Annotated in this window: 23 protein-coding genes and 2 pseudogenes; 14 read left to right on the top strand and 11 right to left on the bottom strand. The window is 66.6% G+C overall.

Annotation, left to right across the window (positions count from 1 at the left end; translation table 11 throughout):
* Positions 1-46: 46 nt before the first annotated feature.
* From NS2_RS06420 to NS2_RS06410, 3 genes are read right to left on the bottom strand one after another with little or no spacing between them, the layout of a single operon-like run.
* A complete protein-coding gene (locus NS2_RS06420) occupies positions 47-466 on the bottom strand; it encodes a molybdenum cofactor biosynthesis protein MoaE (protein ID WP_033086462.1) in 420 nt (139 codons plus the stop codon).
* Complete coding sequence (gene moaCB, locus NS2_RS06415; RefSeq protein ID WP_033086499.1) at positions 459-1478, bottom strand: bifunctional molybdenum cofactor biosynthesis protein MoaC/MoaB; 1020 nt, start codon at positions 1476-1478, stop codon at positions 459-461. The genes NS2_RS06420 and moaCB overlap by 8 nt, the downstream gene beginning before the upstream one ends.
* A gap of 45 nt (positions 1479-1523) precedes the next feature.
* Positions 1524-2729 (bottom strand): molybdopterin molybdotransferase MoeA, encoded by a 1206-nt coding sequence (locus tag NS2_RS06410; RefSeq protein WP_033086463.1) that lies wholly within the window; start codon positions 2727-2729, stop codon positions 1524-1526.
* A gap of 107 nt (positions 2730-2836) precedes the next feature.
* Between NS2_RS06410 and moaA the strand changes: the two genes are divergently transcribed.
* The 3 genes from moaA (at position 2837) to NS2_RS06395 (ending at position 4619) form a co-directional block, all read left to right on the top strand.
* Positions 2837-3895 (top strand): GTP 3',8-cyclase MoaA, encoded by a 1059-nt coding sequence (gene moaA, locus NS2_RS06405; protein WP_033086464.1) that lies wholly within the window; start codon positions 2837-2839, stop codon positions 3893-3895.
* A complete protein-coding gene (locus NS2_RS06400; protein ID WP_033086465.1) occupies positions 3888-4130 on the top strand; it encodes a MoaD/ThiS family protein in 243 nt (80 codons plus the stop codon). The genes moaA and NS2_RS06400 overlap by 8 nt, the downstream gene beginning before the upstream one ends.
* A gap of 69 nt (positions 4131-4199) precedes the next feature.
* Positions 4200-4619 carry a DUF1003 domain-containing protein gene (locus NS2_RS06395; RefSeq protein ID WP_033086466.1) on the top strand — a complete coding sequence of 140 codons (420 nt, stop codon included), beginning with the start codon at positions 4200-4202 and terminating at the stop codon, positions 4617-4619.
* A 25-nt stretch (positions 4620-4644) separates the two neighbouring features.
* On the opposite strand, the gene nadE is transcribed toward NS2_RS06395, so the two are convergent.
* Together nadE and NS2_RS06385 are read right to left on the bottom strand one after the other, a co-directional pair.
* Entirely contained in the window at positions 4645-5481 is an 837-nt protein-coding gene (gene nadE / locus NS2_RS06390; protein WP_033086467.1) for an NAD(+) synthase, read from the bottom strand.
* A 33-nt stretch (positions 5482-5514) separates the two neighbouring features.
* Entirely contained in the window at positions 5515-6090 is a 576-nt protein-coding gene (locus tag NS2_RS06385; RefSeq protein WP_033086500.1) for a TetR/AcrR family transcriptional regulator, read from the bottom strand.
* Between the two features lie 204 nt (positions 6091-6294).
* On the opposite strand from NS2_RS06385, the gene NS2_RS06380 reads away from it, so the two are divergent.
* The 6 genes and pseudogenes from NS2_RS06380 to NS2_RS06355 form a co-directional block, all read left to right on the top strand.
* Positions 6295-6861, top strand: coding sequence for an NAD(P)H-dependent oxidoreductase (locus NS2_RS06380; protein ID WP_033086501.1), 567 nt, complete (start codon positions 6295-6297; stop codon positions 6859-6861).
* A 159-nt stretch (positions 6862-7020) separates the two neighbouring features.
* A complete protein-coding gene (locus tag NS2_RS06375; protein WP_036548621.1) occupies positions 7021-7881 on the top strand; it encodes a G1 family glutamic endopeptidase in 861 nt (286 codons plus the stop codon).
* A 451-nt stretch (positions 7882-8332) separates the two neighbouring features.
* Positions 8333-8572 (top strand): redoxin NrdH, encoded by a 240-nt coding sequence (locus NS2_RS06370; protein ID WP_033086469.1) that lies wholly within the window; start codon positions 8333-8335, stop codon positions 8570-8572.
* A gap of 43 nt (positions 8573-8615) precedes the next feature.
* On the top strand, positions 8616-9086 hold the full coding sequence (gene nrdI / locus NS2_RS06365) for a class Ib ribonucleoside-diphosphate reductase assembly flavoprotein NrdI (protein WP_033086470.1): 471 nt from the start codon (positions 8616-8618) through the stop codon (positions 9084-9086).
* Positions 9087-9148: 62 nt separating this feature from the next.
* Positions 9149-11230 carry a class 1b ribonucleoside-diphosphate reductase subunit alpha gene (nrdE, locus tag NS2_RS06360; protein ID WP_230464640.1) on the top strand — a complete coding sequence of 694 codons (2082 nt, stop codon included), beginning with the start codon at positions 9149-9151 and terminating at the stop codon, positions 11228-11230.
* A gap of 67 nt (positions 11231-11297) precedes the next feature.
* Positions 11298-12092: pseudogene (locus tag NS2_RS06355) on the top strand (DUF2332 domain-containing protein); the annotation flags it as partial.
* A 46-nt stretch (positions 12093-12138) separates the two neighbouring features.
* On the opposite strand, the gene NS2_RS37200 reads toward NS2_RS06355, so the two are convergent.
* Positions 12139-12789, bottom strand: coding sequence for a 2'-5' RNA ligase family protein (locus NS2_RS37200; protein ID WP_071812055.1), 651 nt, complete (start codon positions 12787-12789; stop codon positions 12139-12141).
* Positions 12786-14081: a helix-turn-helix domain-containing protein gene (locus NS2_RS06345; protein WP_106852324.1), complete on the bottom strand. Its 1296-nt coding sequence runs from the start codon at positions 14079-14081 to the stop codon at positions 12786-12788. Before NS2_RS06345 ends, NS2_RS37200 begins: the two co-directional genes overlap by 4 nt.
* A gap of 131 nt (positions 14082-14212) precedes the next feature.
* On the opposite strand from NS2_RS06345, the gene NS2_RS06340 reads away from it, so the two are divergent.
* The 3 genes from NS2_RS06340 (at position 14213) to NS2_RS37195 (ending at position 15404) form a co-directional block, all read left to right on the top strand.
* A complete protein-coding gene (locus NS2_RS06340) occupies positions 14213-14524 on the top strand; it encodes a hypothetical protein (RefSeq protein ID WP_033086472.1) in 312 nt (103 codons plus the stop codon).
* Positions 14512-14778: a hypothetical protein gene (locus NS2_RS06335; protein WP_033086473.1), complete on the top strand. Its 267-nt coding sequence runs from the start codon at positions 14512-14514 to the stop codon at positions 14776-14778. The genes NS2_RS06340 and NS2_RS06335 overlap by 13 nt, the downstream gene beginning before the upstream one ends.
* A 338-nt stretch (positions 14779-15116) precedes the next feature.
* Complete coding sequence (locus tag NS2_RS37195) at positions 15117-15404, top strand: DUF6968 family protein (protein ID WP_228102674.1); 288 nt, start codon at positions 15117-15119, stop codon at positions 15402-15404.
* A 165-nt stretch (positions 15405-15569) separates the two neighbouring features.
* Here the strand turns inward: NS2_RS37195 and NS2_RS38355 are convergent.
* A pseudogene (locus tag NS2_RS38355) lies at positions 15570-15812 on the bottom strand (DUF222 domain-containing protein); the annotation flags it as partial.
* Between the two features lie 267 nt (positions 15813-16079).
* On the bottom strand, positions 16080-16928 hold the full coding sequence (locus NS2_RS06325; protein WP_228102894.1) for an EamA family transporter: 849 nt from the start codon (positions 16926-16928) through the stop codon (positions 16080-16082).
* A 587-nt stretch (positions 16929-17515) separates the two neighbouring features.
* Between NS2_RS06325 and NS2_RS06320 the strand changes: the two genes are divergently transcribed.
* A complete protein-coding gene (locus tag NS2_RS06320; protein ID WP_228102676.1) occupies positions 17516-18439 on the top strand; it encodes an alpha/beta hydrolase in 924 nt (307 codons plus the stop codon).
* A 36-nt stretch (positions 18440-18475) separates the two neighbouring features.
* Here the strand turns inward: NS2_RS06320 and NS2_RS06315 are convergent, their stop codons facing one another.
* A complete protein-coding gene (locus NS2_RS06315; RefSeq protein WP_033086476.1) occupies positions 18476-18718 on the bottom strand; it encodes a hypothetical protein in 243 nt (80 codons plus the stop codon).
* A gap of 319 nt (positions 18719-19037) precedes the next feature.
* On the opposite strand from NS2_RS06315, the gene NS2_RS06310 reads away from it, so the two are divergent.
* Positions 19038-20252 (top strand): lipase family protein, encoded by a 1215-nt coding sequence (locus tag NS2_RS06310; protein ID WP_033086477.1) that lies wholly within the window; start codon positions 19038-19040, stop codon positions 20250-20252.
* 4 nt (positions 20253-20256) lie between these two features.
* On the opposite strand, the gene NS2_RS06305 is transcribed toward NS2_RS06310, so the two are convergent.
* Positions 20257-20580: PucR family transcriptional regulator (locus NS2_RS06305; RefSeq protein WP_147207106.1), on the bottom strand; the 324-nt coding region annotated here is incomplete at its 5' end.

The following is a 20580-nucleotide window of genomic DNA, read 5'->3' as shown; positions in this document are numbered from 1 at the left end:
GCCGTGGATTCCGTCCGAATCCACGGCTTCGGTTTGTCCGGGGGGATCAGCCGCAGGCGTTGACCCATTCCGAGAGGCCGTCGGCGAACAGCTGCCGCTTCCAGATGGGGACCTCGTGCTTGATGCGGTCCACCAGTTCGGCACAGGTGGTGAAGGCCTCACCGCGATGGGGCGCGGCCACCGCCACCACGATCGCCAGGTCGCCGATGCTCAGCGAGCCGATGCGGTGCACCGCGGCGACCGGCAGACCCGAGGACTCGGCGACCTCGGCGCACACCTTGCGCAGGAACTGCTCGGCTTGCGGGTGCGCGGAGTACTCCAGAGCAGAAACCGCCTGCCCGCCATCGTGATCACGGACCTTGCCGGTGAACACCACGATGCCGCCGTGCTCCGGGCCGCTCACCGCCTTCTCCACCTCGGCCGGGTCGAGCGGTTGATCGCTGATCCGGGCCAGCAGCTCACTCATGGTCGCCTCCTCCGGCCACCTGGGCCAGCAGATGTTCGAGAATCGGGGTGAGCACGGCGATGCCGTCCTTCACCCCACCCGGCGAACCGGGCAGATTGACCAGCACGGTGCGCCCGGCCAGGCCCGCCACGCCCCGGCTCAGCGCCGCGAGGGGGAACTTCGCGGTGCCCGCCTGGCGGATGGCATCGGCCACGCCGGGCAGTTCGCGATCGATGAGGGCGCGGGTCGCTTCCGGGGTGCCGTCGGTGGGGGAGGCCCCGGTGCCGCCGGTGGTGACGACCAGATCGGGCTCGGAGGACAGGGCCTCGGAGAGGCCGTAGGCGATATCGGCGTCGGCGAACACCAGCGGGCCGCGGACCGAGAAGCCCTGCTCGGCAAGCCATTTCGCGAGAACAGGACCGGTGGTGTCGGTGCGGGAGCCCGCGGCCGCGCCGGTCGAGGCGACCACCACCGCGGCCGTGCGGCCCTCGCCCGCGCGCGCGGCCGCCGCGGCGGTTTCGTGGCCTTCGTGCTGCCTGTGGTGCCCGTGCTGCCGCTCGGCCTCGGGGCGCACCCAATGTCCGTGCTTGCCACCCTCTTTGGTGATCAGCCGGACCCCGTTCAGGGCGGCCGCCGGGTCCACCGCCTTCACCATGTCGTGCAGCGTGAGTCCCGCGACCGCGACCGCGGTCAGCGCCTCCATCTCGACCCCGGTGGGCCCCTTGGTCTTCGCGGTCGCCTCGATGGTGATGGTGGTGTCGGTGAACCCGAACGACACGTTCACCGACGACAGCGCCAGCTGATGGCACAGCGGAATCAGCTCGGAGGTCTTCTTCGCCCCATTGATCCCGGCGATGCGGGCGGTGCTGAGCACATCGGCCTTGGGCATATCGTCGGCCCGGACCAGCCGGATCACCTCGGCGGTGGTCTGCAATTCGCCGACGGCGACCGCGATGCGCGCGGTATCGGCCTTGGCGCTCACATCGACCATGCGGGCGCGACCCTCGCGGTCGACGTGGGACAACTCACTCATGAAAACCACCTTGGCACAGGGCGGACGGGACGCACATCGAAGGGTTCACAGCGGCCGGACCTCGACGATCGTGCCCGCGGGCACCTCGGTGGCGGCGGCCGGAATGTCCACCAGCACATCGGCGTGCGCCATGGCCGCGATCAGATGCGAGCCCTGACCCGATACCGGCGCCACCCCGCCCTCGGCCAGCCTGCCGCGCAGGAATTGGCGCTTGCCCGCGGGGGAGCGGACCGATTCCAGCAGGGGCAGTTCGGAGATCGGGATGGCGGGCAACCCGGCCAGTTCGCGCAGCAGGGGGCGGGCGAAGATCTCGAAGGACACCATGGTGCTCACCGGATTGCCGGGGAAGCTGAGCACCGGCACGCCCTCGATCAGACTCAGGCCCTGCGGGCCGCCGGGTTGCATTGCCACCGAACCGAATTCGCCGCCCAGCGGGGTCAGCACCTCCTTGACGACCTCGAAGTCGCCCATGGAGACACCGCCGGAGGTGAACACCACATCGGCCGTCGCGACCGCCGCGTCCAGGCGGGCACGGAAATCCGCATGGTCGTCGGTGGCATGCGTGACCGACACCACCTCGACGCCGTTGTCGGACAGCGCCGCCGCCAGCGCGATGCCGTTGGAGTTGAAGATCTGGCCGGGCAGCAGAGTCGCTCCGGCGGGCCGCAATTCGTCGCCGGTGGTGATCACCGCCGCGCGCACCCGGCGCAGCGCCGGCAGCTCGCCCAGCCCGACCGCGGCCAGCGCCGCGATGTGCCGGGGCCGCAGCAGCGTGCCGGCGGCGGCCAGCAGCTGTCCGGCCCGCACATCGGTGCCCGGTTCGCGCACGAAATCGCCGGTGGCCCTGCTGGTTCGGATCGTCACGGTGACGCCGTCGGACTCGGTGTGCTCCACCGGGACCACGCAGTCCGCGCCCGGCGGCACGGGCGCGCCGGTCATCACCTTCACCGCGGTGCCCGGCGCGAGTCGCACCTGCTCGGTATTGCCCGCGGCGACCACACCGGCCAGCGGCAGGGTGGCGGGCACGACGGCCACCGACTCGGCCTGCACGGCGTATCCGTCCATGGCCGAATTCCGGAATACCGGCAGGTCCATGGGGGCGTACACGTCGGCGGCCAGGCGGCGGTCCAGGGCCCGGTCGATCGGGACGGTCTCGGCGGCGCGGTCGGCCAGCGGCCGCAGCGCATCCTCGATGCGCCGACGGTGGTCGTCGACGGGCCGGGCCGGGGCGAGCGCGTGCCGGGAACTCATGCTGGTGAGCCTATACGCGGGTGAAACCTCCGATTGCGGACCGGGCAGTCGACCTGGTTGGCTCGTGCGAATCTACGAACACTTGCGGACCCGGCAATAATGGTCGAATGACCGTGGTTGCGATGGGCATGCCCGCTGTGCGTACCGGGCGACCCGCGATGGATGGGCGCCCGGACACACCATTCCTGCTGGACCGCTTCGGCCGGGTCGCGCGGGACCTGCGAGTCTCCATCACCGAGAAGTGTTCGTTGCGCTGCACCTACTGCATGCCGGAGGAGGGGCTGCCGCCCATTCCCGCCGATGAGCTGCTCTCCACCGCGGAGATCGTGCGCCTGGTCGCGCTCGCGGTGCGCGAACTCGGCGTCCACGAGGTGCGCTTCACCGGCGGCGAACCGCTCATGCGCCGCGATCTGGAGCAGATCATCGCCGGTTGCCATGCGGCGCTGCCGGATACGCCGCTGGCCATGACCAGCAACGGGGTCGGGCTCGAGCATCGGGCGCACAAGCTGGCCGAGGCGGGGCTGAGCCGCATCAATATCTCACTCGACACCGTGGACCGCGCCGGCTTCCACCGCCTGACCCGCCGCGATCGCCTGGACTCCGTGCTGGCGGGCATTCGCGCCGCCATCGCGGCCGGGCTGACCCCGCTCAAGGTGAATGGCGTGCTCATGCGCGAAACCCTGGACGGCGCACCCGATCTGCTGCAGTGGTGCCTGGACGCGGGCGCGGAACTGCGGTTCATCGAGGAGATGCCGCTCGACGCCGACCACGAGTGGGCCCGCGCCAATATGATCACCGCCGCCGAACTGCTCGAGGTGCTCGGCAAGCGGTTCACCCTCACCGAGGCCGGGCGCGAGGACCCGTCCACTCCCGCCGAACGCTGGCTGGTCGACGGCGGTCCGGCCACCGTCGGTATCATCGCCTCGGTGACCCGCAAGTTCTGCGGTGACTGCGACCGCACCCGCCTGACCGCCGACGGCCGGGTCCGGTCCTGCCTGTTCAGCGATCAGGAGTACGACATTCGCGCCGCCCTGCGTTCCGGCGCGACCGACGCCGATATCGCCCAGCTCTGGCGCGGCGCCATGTGGAACAAATCGGCCGGGCACGGCATCGACGCCGACGGCTTCGTCCCGCCCGAACGAACGATGGGAGCCATCGGTGGTTGAGGTCCGCTATTTCGCCGCGATAGCCGACGCGGTCGGCAAGGAGAAGGAGACGCTGGACCTGCCGTCCGGCGCGACCCTCGCGGACCTGCGCACCACCCTCTCGGCCACCTACGGCCCCGAGCTCGAGCCGATGCTCAAGGTCTGCGCCTACCTCATCGGCGACGAACTCACCCGCGACGCCGCCGCGACGCTGTCGCCGCGGGTGGACGTGCTGCCGCCGTTCGCGGGTGGCTAGCCCTCGGTTTCACTGCCGGGCGCTAACATTCGCCGGTCACCGCACGCCGCCGCCAGGAGACCGACCCGAATGACGCCAGCCCCCGAGTCACGACCCCAGTCCCAGCCGCATCCGGCCTTCGCGCAGGTGCAGGCCGACCGCGCCGCCAGCCTTCAGTTGCGCGCGGCGGACTGGATCACCAAATTCGCCGGCTCGATGCACTTCGTGTACATCCACGCGATCGGCTTCGCCCTGTGGATGGTCTTCTTCGAGAAGAGCCCCTGGCCCACCCTCACCCTGGCGGTCTCCCTCGAAGCGATCTTCCTGTCCACCTTCGTCATGATCGGCCAGAACCGCCAGGCGGACTTCCAGCAGGCCAAGGCCGACCACGACTTCCAGGAACAGGAACTCGAACTCAAGACCAACACCGAACTCACCCGCGCCATCCACGCCATGACGGCCGAACTCCACCGGCGCATCATCGAGGACCCGGATCAGCACAAGAACTGACGGAGTCGCTCGACCACCCCGGTGACTATTTCCACCAGGTGTCGAGCGGGGTAACCGGGACGGCTCGCTTGTGGCGGGTGTTTCGGAAGATGGTTTCGAGGCGGTCGGCGACCTCGGGGGTGACGGGCTTGCCCTCGAGGTAGTCGTCGATCTGGGAGTACTTCAGGCCCAGGGCTTCCTCGTCGGGGAGGGAGGGGCGGTCGTCCTCGAGGTCGGCGGTGGGGACCTTCTGCCAGACGCTGGGGGGCGCGCCGAGTTCCTGGAGCAGAGCCGCGCCCTGGCGCTTGGTGAGACCGGTCAGGGGAGTGATGTCGACGCCGCCGTCGCCGAACTTGGTGAAGAAGCCGGTGACCGCCTCGGCGGCGTGGTCGGTGCCGACGACCAGCAGGTTGAGCTGACCGGCGATGGCGTACTGGAGGACCATGCGCTCGCGGGCTTTGATATTGCCGCGCACGAAGTCTCGGAGCGTGGGCTGCTCGTGCAGTTCCAGGATTCCGGTGGCGGCCTCGCCGGCGGCGGCGTCCGCGCTGGGCTTGACGTTCACCACGACCGACCGGTCCGGCTGGATGAACTTCAGCGCGATCTGCGCGTCCTCCTCGTCGAACTGCACGCCGTAGGGCAGGCGCACGGCCACGAAGAGGGCGTCGTGGCCCTCGGCGCGCAGTTCCTCGGCGGCCAGCTGGCACAGGCGGCCGGTGAGGCTGGAGTCCTGGCCGCCGGAGATGCCGAGCACGAAACCGGCCGCGGGCGTAGAGCGGAGATAGTCCTTGAGGAAGTCGATGCGCCGCCGCACTTCGGTTTTCGGTTCGATGGTCGGCAGGACGCCCAATTCGGCAATGATCTGTTCGCGCAGGTTCCCCATGCGCTCACACTGTACTGACCCGGCCGGAGCCGCCTACACCGCCGGAGCGGTCACCTGCCGGACGAGGCTCTCCCAGTGCGCGCCGACCTGTTCCATGGTGTAGCCCAGTTCCCGGATCTGATGCAGCACCAGCGCGGCGTCCAGGGCGGCCAGCAGCGTGTCGGCGGTCAGGCCGATGTCGCCGGGCGCCTGGGCCTGCCGGAGCAGCAGCGACACATGGGTTTTCGCGATGTTGTACGGCGGTCCGGCGTACTGGCCGCCGATGTTCGCGTTCTTGCGCACATCGCCCTCGACCTCGACCAGGGCCAGGCGGGCGCGGCCGAAGGCGACCAGCCGCTCCACCGGCGGCGCGCCCGGACCCAGCGGCGGCGGCCCGAACATGTAGGCCCACTGCAGCTTCTGGTCGGATTGGTCCAGCAGCGCCAGCATGAGCCCGGCGCGATTGCCGAAGCGGCGGAAGACGGTACCCTTGCCCACGCCCGCCAGCTTGGCGACGGCGTCCATGGTGACCGCGTCCGCGCCGCACTCCCGGACCAGGGCCTCGGCGGCGTCGAGCAGCAGTTGCCGGTTGCGGGCGGCGTCGCTGCGCTCGTGGCTGCTGCCGGGCATGAGCAGCGGCACCGAATGCGGCGGCTGCTTGGTGCCGATCGGCTCGATCGACAGGGCGATATTGGGCAGGGCGACCGGCTCGCTCGGCGGTGTGTCGCGTGTCACTTGCTTCCTGCTCCTACCCGGGGAATGTAATCGGACTGCGGTCCGGTTACAGCGTATCGAAAGTCCGCCGCTGAATCGGTAACCCTTGGAGTGATCATCATGTCGCAGACCCGCATTCTCGTTCTGGTCGGTAGCCTCCGCGCCGCGTCCATCAACCGCCGACTGGCCGAGGCCGCCGTCAAGACCGCTCCCGAGGGCGTCGAGCTCGCCATCTACGAGCGTCTCGGTGAGATGCCTTTCTACAACGAGGACATCGACGCCGAGGGCGAAGTGCCCGCCGCCGCGCAGGCCCTGCGTGACGCCGTCGCCGCCTCCGACGCCGTGCTGCTGGTGACCCCCGAGTACAACGGCACGCTGCCGGCCGTGCTGAAGAACGGCATCGACTGGGCCTCGCGCCCGTACGGCGCGGGTGCGCTCAAGGGTCGTCCGGCCGCGGTCATCTCGGCCTCGATCAGCCCCAACGCCGCCAAGTGGTCGCACGACGACGCCGTGAAGGCGCTCGGTGTGGCCGGTGCGGAGGTCGTCGAGGAGGCGTCGCTGAACTTCGGCACCATCGGCCGGCGCTTCGTGGAGACGCACCCGGCCGACGACGCCGAGGCCATCACCCAGCTGGCCGCCACCGTGCACCTGCTGGCGCAGGCCGTCAATGCTCGGGCGAACGTCTGACGCAGCTGGCGAACATCTGATCGATTGTCTCGATCGCTTGCTGAATTCAGCGCAAGGCCACGGCTTTTCAGCCGTGGCCTGCCGCTTTTACGGGACGATCCGGGCTACCGTCAGACCATGAAGCTATCAACGGGCAACTCTGCGGTAGGCCGTTGTTTCATGGCGGTCACGCTGGCCGTCTCCGCGGTCGCGGTGGTGGTGAACGCGGCCGACGCGATGGCCGAATCCGGCGTCGCCTCGAATGTCCGCCTCTACCTGGGCAACTGGGCCGGGTACGTGGTGCGGGGTGATATCCGCGAGGTCAGTGCCACCTGGGTGCAGCCGGAGGTGGACTGCCGGGATCCCGGCGTGCTGCAGCGCGTGGTGCCGTGGGTCGGGTTGAACGGGGCGCAGGGGCTCGACGGCCAGGTGGCGCTGCCGCTCATGCAGACCGGCGTCGAATCCCTGTGCGCCAGTGAAGCGGCCGTGTACGCGGCGTTGCCGGGGTTGCAGGTGGAGAATCTCGCGGCGGGGGTGGCCTACGCGGATCCGCGCTTCGCCGGGACGGTCATGAACGCGGGGGCCAAGCTCTCCAACGCGCTGGGGGCGGCCGCGAACGGGCTGTGCTCGACCGGCATTCTGGGCGGCTTCTGCCGTCCGGACAAGGAGGTCGACGGGTGGTGGGAGGGCTACCCCGAGCCGCCGGTGAGCTATGACGACGTGGAGGTCCGCCCCGGCGACGCCATGCACTCCACGGTCAGCTGGGACGGCGGGCGCTATGTCATGACGCTGGAGAACCGCACCGCGAAGTGGACGCGCACCACGGTGGCGGCCTCGAACGTGCCCGCCCGGACCGCGGAGATCGTGGTGGAGGGGCACCTCGACGCGGCGCTGCCCGGTTTCGCGCCCATCACCTTCACCGAGATCAGCATCGACGGGCGGCCGCTGTCGGACTACGACGCTCAGGTCTACGGCATTCCGGCCACCAATCGATTGCTGGCGCCCGGTCCGGTCGCGGGGGCGTCGTTCACGAGCGAGTAGTTGTGCTGTTCGGGCCGCGACACGCCGAGCGGAGCGGGGGCCCCGGGAATTGGGGGCGGGGCCCGGCGGGTTCGAAAACCGGGTGGTCGCTCGAGTCTGCTGTGACTCGTGGGATGGGTGTTGATCAGCGGTGATGGTGTGTTTGCTGGAAATGAACTGAAGGTCCAAATTGTGATGTGCGTCGCAGTCGTGTCGAGTTGCGAATCGAGTGTCCAGGTACTTACGGCACCGGAATTTCACCTTTGTGAGTCGCAACATGTCGTGTTGTATGAACTTGTCGGCCACTAGGTGTAGTGTCTTGGGAGCTGGAAGGCCACCAGGGGAACACCTCGAAGTTCACCTGGTGACCAGGGGCTTCGGTTCCGCTTCCAGGGGTTTGCGCACTTACTACGTGGATCTTGTTTGAGCCGTGCACTGCAGACGGACCGAAGGCAAGGAGAAGGGGATACCAATGACCATCACCGTTTACACCAAGCCCGCTTGTGTCCAGTGCAACGCGACCTACCGCGCCCTCGACAAGGCCGGTGTCGACTACAGCGTCATCGACATCTCCGAGAACCCCGAAGCCCGCGACTACGTGATGGCACTGGGCTACCTGCAGGCCCCCGTCGTCGTCGCCGGTGACGATCACTGGTCCGGCTTCCGCCCGGACCGTATCAAGTCCCTGGCCGACGCGGTCGCGGTGGCATAACCCGCCACCTCCTGCAGGTTCGTCCGAATCGAAAGGAGGGAAGATGACCGAGAACCACGGTGGCACACCGAATCTGGTCTACTTCTCGAGCGCTTCGGAGAACACGCACCGCTTCGTGCAGCGGCTGGATCTCCCCGCCGTTCGCATACCGCTTCATACCGCCGACTCGCTTCGCGTCGACAATCCCTACGTGCTGATCGTCCCCACCTACGGGGGAGGTCGGCACGTTTTGGGTGGGCAGCGATCCGACAAGGAATTCGTGCCCCGTCAGGTGGCCGGTTTCCTCAACGACCCGCACAACCGCGCACTGTTGCGCGGCGTGATCGCGAGCGGCAACACGAACTTCGGCGATACGTACTGCTATGCGGGAGAAGTCATCTCGCGCAAGGCGGGGGTCCCGTACCTGTATCGCTTCGAACTCATGGGAACTGCCGAGGACGTCGAGCGCGTCCGAGAGGGATTGGGATTGTTTTGGCAACGACAACAGCACCGGTCGGAAAGACTGCCCGCGTAGAGCGCCCGGTCAGCGGCGACTCGTCCGCGACCGAGGGCCTGGACTACCACGCCCTCAATGCGATGCTGAACCTGTACGGCCCCAACGGCGAGATCCAGTTCGACAAGGATCGTGAGGCCGCCCACCAGTACTTCCTGCAGCACGTCAACCAGAACACGGTGTTCTTCCACAACCTGGAAGAGAAGCTCGATTACCTGGTGCGTGAGAACTACTACGAGACAGATGTTCTCGACCAGTACAGCTTCGAGTTCACCAAGCAGCTGTTCAAGCAGGCGTACGCCAAGAAGTTCCGCTTCCCGACCTTCCTCGGCGCGTTCAAGTACTACACGAGCTACACGCTCAAGACCTTCGACGGCAAGCGCTACCTGGAGCGTTTCGAGGACCGGGTGTGCCTGGTCGCCATGACCCTGGCCGCCGGTGACGAGACCCTGGCGCAGGAGCTGGTCGAGGAGATCATGGACGGGCGCTTCCAGCCCGCCACCCCGACCTTCCTCAACTCGGGCAAGAAGCAGCGCGGCGAGCCGGTGTCCTGCTTCCTGCTGCGCATCGAGGACAATATGGAGTCCATCGGGCGCTCCATCAACTCCGCCCTGCAGCTGTCCAAGCGCGGCGGCGGTGTGGCCTTGCTGCTCAGCAACATTCGTGAGCACGGCGCGCCGATCAAGAAGATCGAGAACCAGTCCTCGGGCGTCATCCCGATCATGAAGCTGCTCGAGGACTCGTTCTCCTACGCCAACCAGCTGGGTGCGCGCCAGGGCGCGGGCGCGGTGTACCTGCACGCCCACCACCCCGACATCTACCGCTTCCTCGACACCAAGCGCGAGAACGCGGACGAGAAGATCCGCATCAAGACGCTCTCGCTGGGTGTGGTGATCCCGGACATCACCTTCGAGCTGGCGAAGAAGAACGAGGACATGTACCTGTTCTCGCCGTACGACGTGGAGCGCATCTACGGCGTGCCGTTCGCCGACATCAATGTGACCGAGAAGTACTACGAGATGGTCGACGACAAGCGGATTCGCAAGTCCAAGATCAAGGCTCGCGAGTTCTTCCAGACCCTGGCCGAGCTGCAGTTCGAGTCGGGCTACCCGTACATCATGTACGAGGACACCGTGAACCGCGCCAACCCGATCGCGGGCAAGATCACCCACTCCAACCTGTGCTCGGAGATCCTGCAGGTCTCCACCGCCTCGGAGTTCAACGACGATCTGTCCTACGCCAAGGTGGGCAAGGACATCTCGTGCAACCTGGGTTCGCTGAACATCGCCAAGACCATGGATTCGCCGGATCTGGGCAAGACCGTCGAGACCGCCATCCGGGCGCTGACCGCGGTGTCGGACCAGACCCACATCTACTCGGTGCCCTCGATCGAGCAGGGCAACAACGAGTCTCACGCCATCGGCCTGGGCCAGATGAACCTGCACGGTTACCTGGCGCGTGAGCACGTCCACTACGGCTCCGAAGAGGGCGTGGACTTCACCAACATCTACTTCTACACCATCGCCTACCACGCCATCCGCGCCTCGAATCTGATTGCGCAGGAACGTGGTTCGTACTTCGGTGGCTTCCCCGAGTCGAAGTACGCCTCCGGTGAGTTCTTCGACAAGTACACCGAGCAGGTGTGGGAGCCCGCCACCGAGCGGGTGCGCCAGATCTTCGCCGAGGCGAACGTCCACGTCCCGACCCAGGACGACTGGCGCGAGCTCGAGGCCCTGGTCATGCGGCACGGTATCTACAACCAGAACCTGCAGGCCGTCCCGCCGACCGGTTCGATCTCCTACATCAACCACTCCACCAGCTCGATCCACCCGATCGCCTCCAAGATCGAGATCCGCAAGGAAGGCAAGATCGGCCGCGTCTACTACCCGGCCCCCTACCTGACCAACGAGAATCTCGAATACTTCGAGGACGCCTACGACATCGGCTTCGAGAAGGTCATCGACACCTACGCCGCCGCCACCCAGCACGTAGACCAGGGCCTGTCCCTCACTCTCTTCTTCAAGGACAGCGCCACCACCCGCGACGTCAACCGCGCCCAGATCTACGCCTGGCGCAAGGGCATCAAAACCCTCTACTACATCCGCATCCGCCAAATGGCGTTGGAGGGAACCGAAGTCGAGGGCTGCGTGAGCTGCATGCTCTGACGAATGGTATCGATGAGGGCGCCCCGGCTTCTGCCGCGGGCGCCCTTTTCGTGAGTGGGGAGGCGTCATGGAAACCGCCGCACGCTACCGCAACTTCGCCGAACGCGAGGTACACGACTACTCGCCCTGCTATGAGCGATGGTGCCTCGGAATATCCGGGGACACAGAGCTTCTCGCGCTGATCGAAACGCTGCCGGTGTACAAGCGCCAGCCGAACCTGGTCCTCGGCGCGGCCCGCTACCTCGGGGTGACGGTGGGCCCGTTCGAGGAATTCAAAGACTTCTTGATCGCCAATTGGGCTCAGGTACGCGAGGTCGCCATGACCCGTCGAACCCAGACCAACGAAGTTGGGCGGCCCGCGGTCCTGCTGCCGTTGCTGAGCCGATATGGCTCGGATCCAGTGGCGCTCATCGAATTCGGTACATCCGCGGGACTGTGCCTTTACCCCGACCGATACAGCTACACCTACGACGGCGGACCCGTTCTCGATCCGCTGGACGGTCGATCCAGCGTCGTCTTGCCCTGCGCCACAACGGGTAACCCGCCGCTACCCGATCGCCTGCCGAATGTCGTTCATCGTGCGGGCATCGACCTCAACCCACTCGATGTCAGCGATCCGGATGACCTGCGTTGGCTGGAATCACTGGTCTGGCCCGAGCAGCGAAACCGTTTGGACCGCTTACACAATGCTGCTTTGATCGCGTGTCGGGACTCTCCTCGTTTGGTGCGGGGCGATCTCATGAAGTCGCTGAGCGATGTGGTGCGCGAGGCCCCGGCCGGTGTGCCCGTGATCGTCTTTGGAAGTGCCGTACTGCTCTATCTTCCCAAGGAAGATCGGGCGGCGGTTCCAGCGATGATGCAGGAGCTTGGGTTCCTGCGTACTCATCGTCGCACCGTCTTGGGCCGGTCTATTCGGGCGTTCCTGCCAGCGGGATTCGGTAGACGACCAGTGATGAGTACGAGCGAGGGCGGCGCTCGAGCAGAACCATTGCCACCTCGGCGACGGTCACGCGGACCCCATGCATGGTCGTGTTGATCGCAGCGACCGCGCGCGTGGCGTCGGCGGCACTCACTCCATCGGCGTTGGCGTAGGCAATCGTGACATGCGGGTGAAACTCCGCTGTCTTGACCGGGGCGTCCGCGCAGACTGACAACGTCGCTGATCGAAGCGCGTCACGTAGATTTCGAATCCGTTGGGTAGGTGTGGCATTGAACCCAACCGCGCCACGAGTCCCGCCCAATTCGTTCAGGTCGATGTCGAACGGCCCGATTGCGCTGCACGCCTTCGCTGCTGCCGCGCGAATCGCCTCGATCTGTTCGGGGCTGCGCTCCGTGTCGTAGGCGATCCGGTCCAGTGTCATGTGCAGACCGTCCGGCGGTGTCGGATCGTAGTAAGGGAAGTCGATTGCCCCTTGGCAGTGCTTGGCCAGCGAGTGCAGCTCGAGTGCGTTCTCAAAGGTCAGGAACCAGTAATAGGCACGGTGGTTGACTGGGCGTGCCCAGTGGTTTCTGAGCCATTCGACACTCTGACACCCTCCACTGTCCGACCGCCGACTCATGCTTGCGGAACCGTATTACTCAGCGCTGCAACAGCATCGCGGACAGTATCGAGTTGTCCGGCGCTGCCCCAACGGTTTCGGGCGTCGCGCACGAACTCCGCCGCCCTGTTCCGCACTGAAATGATCGGTTTGTCCGAGGACGTTTCCAACGCGCTCAGAACCAGGTTCGTGGCGCGGTCCAGGTCGGGGTTCTTGGCTGCGATCTGCGCGTGCGCGAGATCGATCGCGACGAGGGAGCGGCTCCACGGTGATCCGAATTTGCTGATCTCAGGAAGTGCCAGCGCCGCATACTGTTCGACCTTGTCGGGCATACCCAAGGCTACATAGGCGGTGGCGGCGTTGCTGGCGGTCTGGGTTTCGCTGTAGCAGCCCAGGGAGACGCTAGACGGTATTCCGTCTGGTGGGTTGTGGTGGGCGAGCATTTCGTAGGCGGTGTCAACGGCTCGGCGGACCCCTTCGGCGTCGCGGAGTTTCCCCATTGCCCGCGCGGCCCCGTTGATCATGAGTCGAACGTTTTGCGGCCCGGACGGCGCGCAGGCGAGACCGTCTTGCGCGTAGTCCAGGGCGTCGGCGAAGCGCCCGGCGTAGTACTCACAGAAGCTCTGGAGACCGCGCGCCCATGCCCGTAGGTTCGGATCCTCGGCGAGGTCGGTGAAGGTGTACGCCTCGAGGCAGTACGCGCGAGCGAGGGGGAATTCTCCGCGCCCGACCGCGAGATACCCGAGCAGCCCCGAAGTTTCGCCCGCCACTTCGAACAATTGCTGGCGCTGCTGTGGACGGCTGCACTCGTCGACCAGTTCGCCGACCCATGCGCGCTGCTTGGTCAGTGTCGCGACAAGGTCGCCGTGATCGAGAGACTCGTATCCCTCGATCGTCGCTGCCGTGTTCGCCCGCAGTGCGCGAACGATCTCCGGGTCGACCGATCTGGCCAGCGCGTGGACGCGCCGCAGCACGTCGATTGCGTCCGTGCCCTCACTTGTATGCGGGGGCGGCTCGGCGTGCGGTGCGGTGCGGCGGCCGGTCTGTTCCGTCGTGGCGCGGGCGCGCAGCGCGATCAGTTCGCCGTTCGCGCCGAGGGCCTTGTCGATCGCTGAAACGAGCTCATAAGAAGGGAGATTGGCGTCCTCCCATTCGGCCATGGACACGTATTGACGGGTGTAGCCGATCCTGGTGCCCAGTATCCGCTGGCTCAATCCGGGGATCGCTTTTCTGCGCCGCCGTATCTCGCGCGCCAACTCGTCGGCAACCGTGGTTGCCGCACCTGTGGGCTCATCGGCCCGACGCTCGCCCATCTGCACATTCTTGCCGATGGCAAGAGGGTGGCAAGTCGCTTTCCTGCGGACTTGCCACCTTTCCGGGACTGCCGCGTCCGAGGTTGTCTCGAACCAAGGCAAACGGACTACGGACCTCGAGGGCAGTCAAGATGCGAACGTTGCCGACAGCATTGGGACATATCGACGACGAGGTGACCACAGCGCCGGAATGGGACAAGGCGCTGTGTACGCGGCTGGCGCGCCAGCTCGGGTACCTGCTGCTATGGCCGCCGGAGAACACCCGGCTGAGACTGCTGGACCTGGTCCGCGAAACCGACGTCGACGCCGTGATCGCACCATCGCCCGCGCATGTGGACGCGCTCACCCTGGACCGGATCATGCACGTATGCGATGTCGAAACAGCGACCCCGCGCGAAACATTCGCGCGCTACTTCGGAGGGCGGCGCGGATGTCCAGCGTGAGCCCGCTCGGTCTCCAGGACTTCGCGGTCATCGGCGCGCTCGTCACCGCCGACGCCCTCGAAGTCGACCGGGTCGTGAAGGTGATCGCGGTGCCGCCGTCCGGGCCGGGCATGAGCCTCTCCGATGACGCTGTGCGCCGCATTCTGGCACGCCTGGCGGCACGGGGGCTAGCTGAGAACACCTGCCAGGGATGGAAGCTCACTCGCCGCGGGCGTGCCCTGTGGGGATCCAAGGGAAGCCGGTTCACGTTATGAACTTCCACCTCGGCGAACGGGTGGAGGATGAGAGAATTGTGAAGGAAATATGATGCTACGCAATACTTCTCGTGTCGGCCTGTTTCTGTCTACGGTCGCCGCCACGATCGCGATCGGCGTCGGAATCGCCTCCGCCGGGGGCACTTACGGGGACAAGGATTGGTGCGATGCCCAGGACAAATGGCACGCCCAGCAGTGTTACGACGCGTACGCATACAGAAGCCCTAGTCAAGCGAAATGCCTCGAGAACGCCACCTGGTGGCTGTCGGAGTGCTACAAGGGCACCTGCCCGATCTGGGTCTCACCATATGACGGCCAACCCTATTAAGGTGCCTGCCATGCCTCCCACATTCGACGGCGTCGGAGAGTTCGGCGAACCGATCGCTACCCGCGAACTCGTCTCCGAAGACCACGGTGGCTCGGTAGTCGTTGCGCTGGGCGCACCACGACCCGACCCCGACCGCGACGGGATATGGCTGTGCCCGTGGCGGATTGACGGCATCGGCGAGACGTGGGCCACCGGCAACCCCGGGCGCGGCACCGACTCGTGGCAGGCCCTCACCTCCGCCATAACCATTGCGATGGCTGCACTGGAGGGCTCGGGGCATCCGGTACAGCCAGCCTGACGAACAACACCCAAAGCTACCCCCGGCGTCGATCGTCCGGGGGTCGCGCTCTCCCTCATGAGTTCGAGGTGGGGCGTACCCGGGGGTCAGCGCAGGCCGTGAGACATCGCGTGCCGCTTCTGCACGCAGTACCGCATCGACGCCCTGGGGGATCCGCTTCATCACCTTCGCGATCTGACGAACGTGATCGGTCGAGATCAAGCCCATTTCCTGGATCGCGGCCGTCCACGCCAGGACCGGTTCGAGGATCTGCCCGGCTTCCTGACGCACGCCCAGCGCCTGTTCGGCGGTGACCCGGCCGTGGGCGTCGGCGTGCCCGATGCGCAGGGTCTGCTCGAGGTATTTGGCGGTGTGGTTTTTCCATCCGGCTTTCTCGGGCAGGGCACGGCGATTCACCTGCGCCACCATGCGGTGTTCGACAGCGGCCATCCGACGCTTGGTGGTTTCCCATTCCCGCATCAGGGCCACGGAATTGTCATCGATGAAGGGGGCCAGAGAATCGTTGAGCAGGGTGTCGGTCGCACGCGACACCATGGCGATCGCGTCTGCGGTCGTGATGTCGTCGAGAACCATTCCCTCCCCGGTCATGTCATCGTTTTTACGCTTATCACGCTGATGCTTGAACCCGAATTGTCCGATATTGCAACATAATTCACGGTACCATATGTGAATTGTTCAGGCGGGCAATCCAATTACAATGGCACCGGTCAGAACGCTTGCTATTCCGAACGCTCCTTGCCGAGAAATTCGCTCGTTCAGTAGAACTCGACTGAGTAATGCTCCCGCAACGATGCTCGATTCTCTGACGCTGGCTACGACTGCGATCGGGAGTTGGGGCATGGCGACGAGGGTCAGGCCGAATGCTCCGAGCATTGTGGAGCCGCCCGCGATGGTCAGGGGGAGGGGGCGCAAGGTCAGGGTGGAGGTTGAGGTGGGCCGGGCGAGGTCCCTGATCTTGAGGACTGTGCCGCTGCCGCCCATGACGGTGATGAGGTATGGCATGGGGGCGGCGTGGTGGACGCCGATGCCGTCGAACATTGTGTAGCTGGCTACACAGCAGCCGATTGTGAGACCCCACAAGACCGATCGGCGGCCGCCGACTATGCCGGGGGCGGCGGAGCGGGCGCGGGAGAGGGCGATCATCGCGACGCCCGCGGTGATGAAAGCCACGCCGAGCCAGCGGGTCCAGCCGATGGTGGTGCCGAGGATGGCGGAGGCGGTGACGACCAGGACGGGGGAGCTGCCGCGGACGATGGGGTAGACCTCGCCGACGGGGGCGGTGGCGTAGGCCCTTTCGAGGAGGGCGAAATAGATGGTGCTGAACAGGATCGACGCGGCGGCGAAGGGGACGGCGTAGAGCTCGAAGTGCCAGGTGGCGAGGGCGAGGGGGAGGAACAGCAGGCTGCCCGCGAGGAGCATGTCGGCGGTGGGGGAGACGGGGCGGTGGCTGCGCCGGATCCAGCCGAGGGCGACATTCCAGCCGGCGTGCATGAAGACCGAAACCGCCAGGGCCAGGTATGCCATCGACTGCACGCTCGAATCCTCTCGGATGGTCTAGACCAAATGCTCCGAGATGAACCTAGCCGGACGGCAATGCGCTGGTCAACGTGATATCCGTGATCGAAACGGTTGGTTGACAGCGCGTTTCGAGGGGTTGACGGTGCGGGAACGGGGCGGGGGTGTTCGCTGCTGTGCTGGGTCCCACGCGCGGGCGGGGCCGAATTGTGAACTCTCCAGAAGGTGCTTTGCGACCTGCCTATCGGCACCCCCGGCTGGTTACGCTCGCAATGGGTTCCGATATCGGATCGAGATAAGAATGCGCGGTCGATATCGACACCGGAAACCGCACTGGGACACGCGTTTTGGAGGTGAGGTCCGAGTCCTCCCCTGCCCCGCACGTCGAGGACATTTGTTCGATTCATGACAACTGCCAGTGCAGTCGAGAACTGCACTCCCAACGGATGAAGACACCCACCGAGCGGAAAACCTCGCAACCGCCCGGTGGGTTCTTCGGATATCACGCCCGGGTGCCAGGAGTTACATTGTCGGACAGCAGCATATGGCGGACTCTCGCGATTGCGGTCACATTGGCGATCGTCGCGGTTCTGCCGGTGAACGCCACCGCGGATCGAACCGCGCTGCACGCGAATGTCATTCACTCCGACCGGATCGGGCCGCGCTGGGAACGAGTGCAAGTCGATTCGGCGGCCATGGGCCGCCCGGTCACCCTGGACGTGCTGCACGGTTCGGGTGACGGGCCCCGGCCGACCCTCTATCTGCTCGACGGCGTCGATGCCGAAGGCGTCTCGGACTGGCTCACCAAGGGGCACGCCGCGGATTTCTTCGCCGACAAGCCGATCGATGTGGTCTTCCCGGCGGGCGCGACCGGCAGCATGTACACCGACTGGCAGCACCCCGACGCCGCCCTCGGCTGGAACCGCTGGGATACCTTCCTCGCCGGCGAACTGCCCGGCGTCATCGAGCCGTACCTGCACTCCGACGGCCGTCGCGCCATCGCGGGCGTCTCGATGGGCGCACAGGGCGCGATGATGCTCGCCCACCGCCACCCGGGCCTGTATCGCGCGGTGGCCGGGATGAGCGGCTGCTATTCGACCGTGGACAGCACCGGCAGCATGGTCACCGCCCTCACGGTGGCCTCGCGCGGCGGCAATGTGATGAATCTGTGGGGTCCGCTCGGCACCTTCGATTGGCTCACCCACGACAGCACGGTGGGCGCGGAAGCCTTGCGCGGCACCGTCATCTATCTCTCGGCCGCCTCCGGCGTGCCGGGCGTGCCCGATCTGGCCGAGGTGCTCAGGTCGGCGGATATGCCGGCCGCGTTGCAGTCCGCGGGCGGTGGTGTGGCGCTGGAGGCCGGGGCTCGGATCTGCACCGAGCATTTCGCGAAACGGTTGAGCGACTTGCGGATTCCCGCGACCGTTCACTACGAGCCCACCGGCATCCACGCCTGGGAGGATTTCTCCGCCCAGCTGGGCCCGGCCTGGGATACTCTCGCGACCGCGTTCGGGCGGTAGTCGCGCCGCCCGAAATCTAGCGCGGTACCGGCTGTTTCAATGCCGGAATCCGTAGCGCGGTAGTCGGCGCAGGCCGGGCCGGATCCGGCCGTCCACCGTCACGGCGAGTCCGGCGTGTACCGCCGCCACGGTGAAGTCGGACGCCTCTTTCCAGGTGGCCGCGTATTCCATGGTCAGTTCGGCCCCGTCGTCGGGCCCGCCGAGATAGACGGTGACCCGGTGCGTGAGCGCTTCCCCCAAGCTGTCGAACAAGACCTTGCCTTCGGTGCTGCCGGTCATGCGTGCTGCTCCTCGAGTAGTGCGGGGAGACCCGCGGCCGACCCCTGCGGCGGCGGCGCGTCTCTGTGACCGAAAGTAACTGGAATAGCCCGGACGAGAACGTGTTCCGAATCGGAGCTTGGAAATGTCACAAGCGCCGCACGATTCTTGTTGTTACCCGTTGGAACAGAAACGATTGCGGCTCAAATGATTGGAGCCGCGGGCGGCCTCGACATCAAGGCGCAAGCGTTCACAATCGGCCGCCGCGCCGATTGTGAATGTTCGGAAGGTTCCCCCGAGATGCTCCCGTGACCGCCCTTCCCTTCCTACGCTGCCCGGCATGAGGATTCGTGTGCCGGTCGCGGTCATCGGCGCTGCCCTGTTCACCGTCGCCCTGGGATCGATCGGAGTCGACCCGGGATCGGCTGTGGCGCAACCACTGCTGGCACCGGATCCGGACCCCTTCTACGCCGCGCCCGCCGATATCGCCGATCACAAACCCGGTGACGTGCTCGGGGTGCGCGCCATGCCCGCGCTGGGGAGCTTTCCCGACACCGAGATCAGGCTGATCAAGTTCCGCTCCACCGACTCCGAGGGCAAGCCCATCGCGGCCACCACCACGGTGCTCTCGCCCCGCAACCGCCGCCCGGACGCCCCGCTGCTGTCACTACAGCAGATCATCAACGGGCTGGGCGCTCAGTGCGCGGTCTCGCGGGTGCTCTACACCACCGACCCCAACCTCACGGTCCGCGAGGCTCCGGCCTGGAACGTGCTGTTGCAACGCGGCTGGACGGTCGCGCTGCCCGACCACCTAGGGCCTCGATTCGCCTACGGCGCGGCCAAACTGGGCGGCCAGATCACCCTCGACGGCATTCGCGCGGCACAGCACGTGTCCGATTTGAAGGTCGAGCGCAGTCCGGTCGCCATGGCCGGTTACTCGGGTGGCGGGATGGCCACCGCCTGGGCGGCGGCGCTGGCCGCCACCTACGCCCCGGATCTGCGGATCGCGGGCGCGGCCATGGGCGGCGTGCCGATGAACCTGGTCTCCATGCTCGAAACCCTGGGCCTGAACCGGCATCCCGCCTTCGGGCTGGCGCTCGCGGCGGGGCTGGGGCTCGAACGTGAGTATCCGGACCGGTTTCCGCTCTCCGCCCAGCTCAACGAACACGGCATGGCCGTGCGCGACAAGCTGGTCAACAGCTGCACCAACGACATTCTGGCCGCGGGCGCGGGGCAGGGCGCGCTCGATATCGCCAAGACCACCGTCATGACCGACGACCCGCAGGCGCGCTCGGTGGTGGAGGAGAACAGCCTCGAGCTGTTCCCGGGCGTCCCGAACATGCCCGTATTCGAATGGCATTCGCCCATCGACGGACTGGTGCCGGTGGACGCCATCGTGGACACCGTCCACCGCTACTGCGCGGCGGGCGCGCGGGTCTGGAGCGAGCCCGAACCGGTGCCCGACCACCTCACCGCCGCCGTGCTCGGCCTGCCCGCCGTACTCGCCTGGCTCGACGCCCGCATGCGCGGCGACGCGGCACCGACCAACTGCTGAGCCGCTACCCGGCCTGATAGGTCCGTGCCACCAGCGCGGACCGCAGGTACCACAGGCCCGACGCCTGGGTCGGGTCGAATCCGGTGAGCTGCCCGATCCGCTTGAGCCGGTAGTCGACGGTATTGGTGTGCACGTGCAGCATTCGCGCCGTGCGCTGCCGGTTCAGGTTGTTGCTGATGTGCGATTGCAGCGTCTCCAGCAGCTCCGCGTGCTCGTCGAGGGGATCCAGCAGCGACCCGAGGTGGTCGCGGCCGGGGCCGGGGCGGGTCAGCTGGTATTCCAGGGCCAGCTCGTCGAATCGGAACAGCCCGCGCACCAGCCCTAGTAC

The organism is Nocardia seriolae NBRC 15557, from assembly GCF_007990715.1.
Classification (GTDB): domain Bacteria; phylum Actinomycetota; class Actinomycetes; order Mycobacteriales; family Mycobacteriaceae; genus Nocardia; species Nocardia seriolae.
Note: the sequence above shows the minus strand (reverse complement) of the source record. Positions and strands in the feature narration are given on the sequence as shown.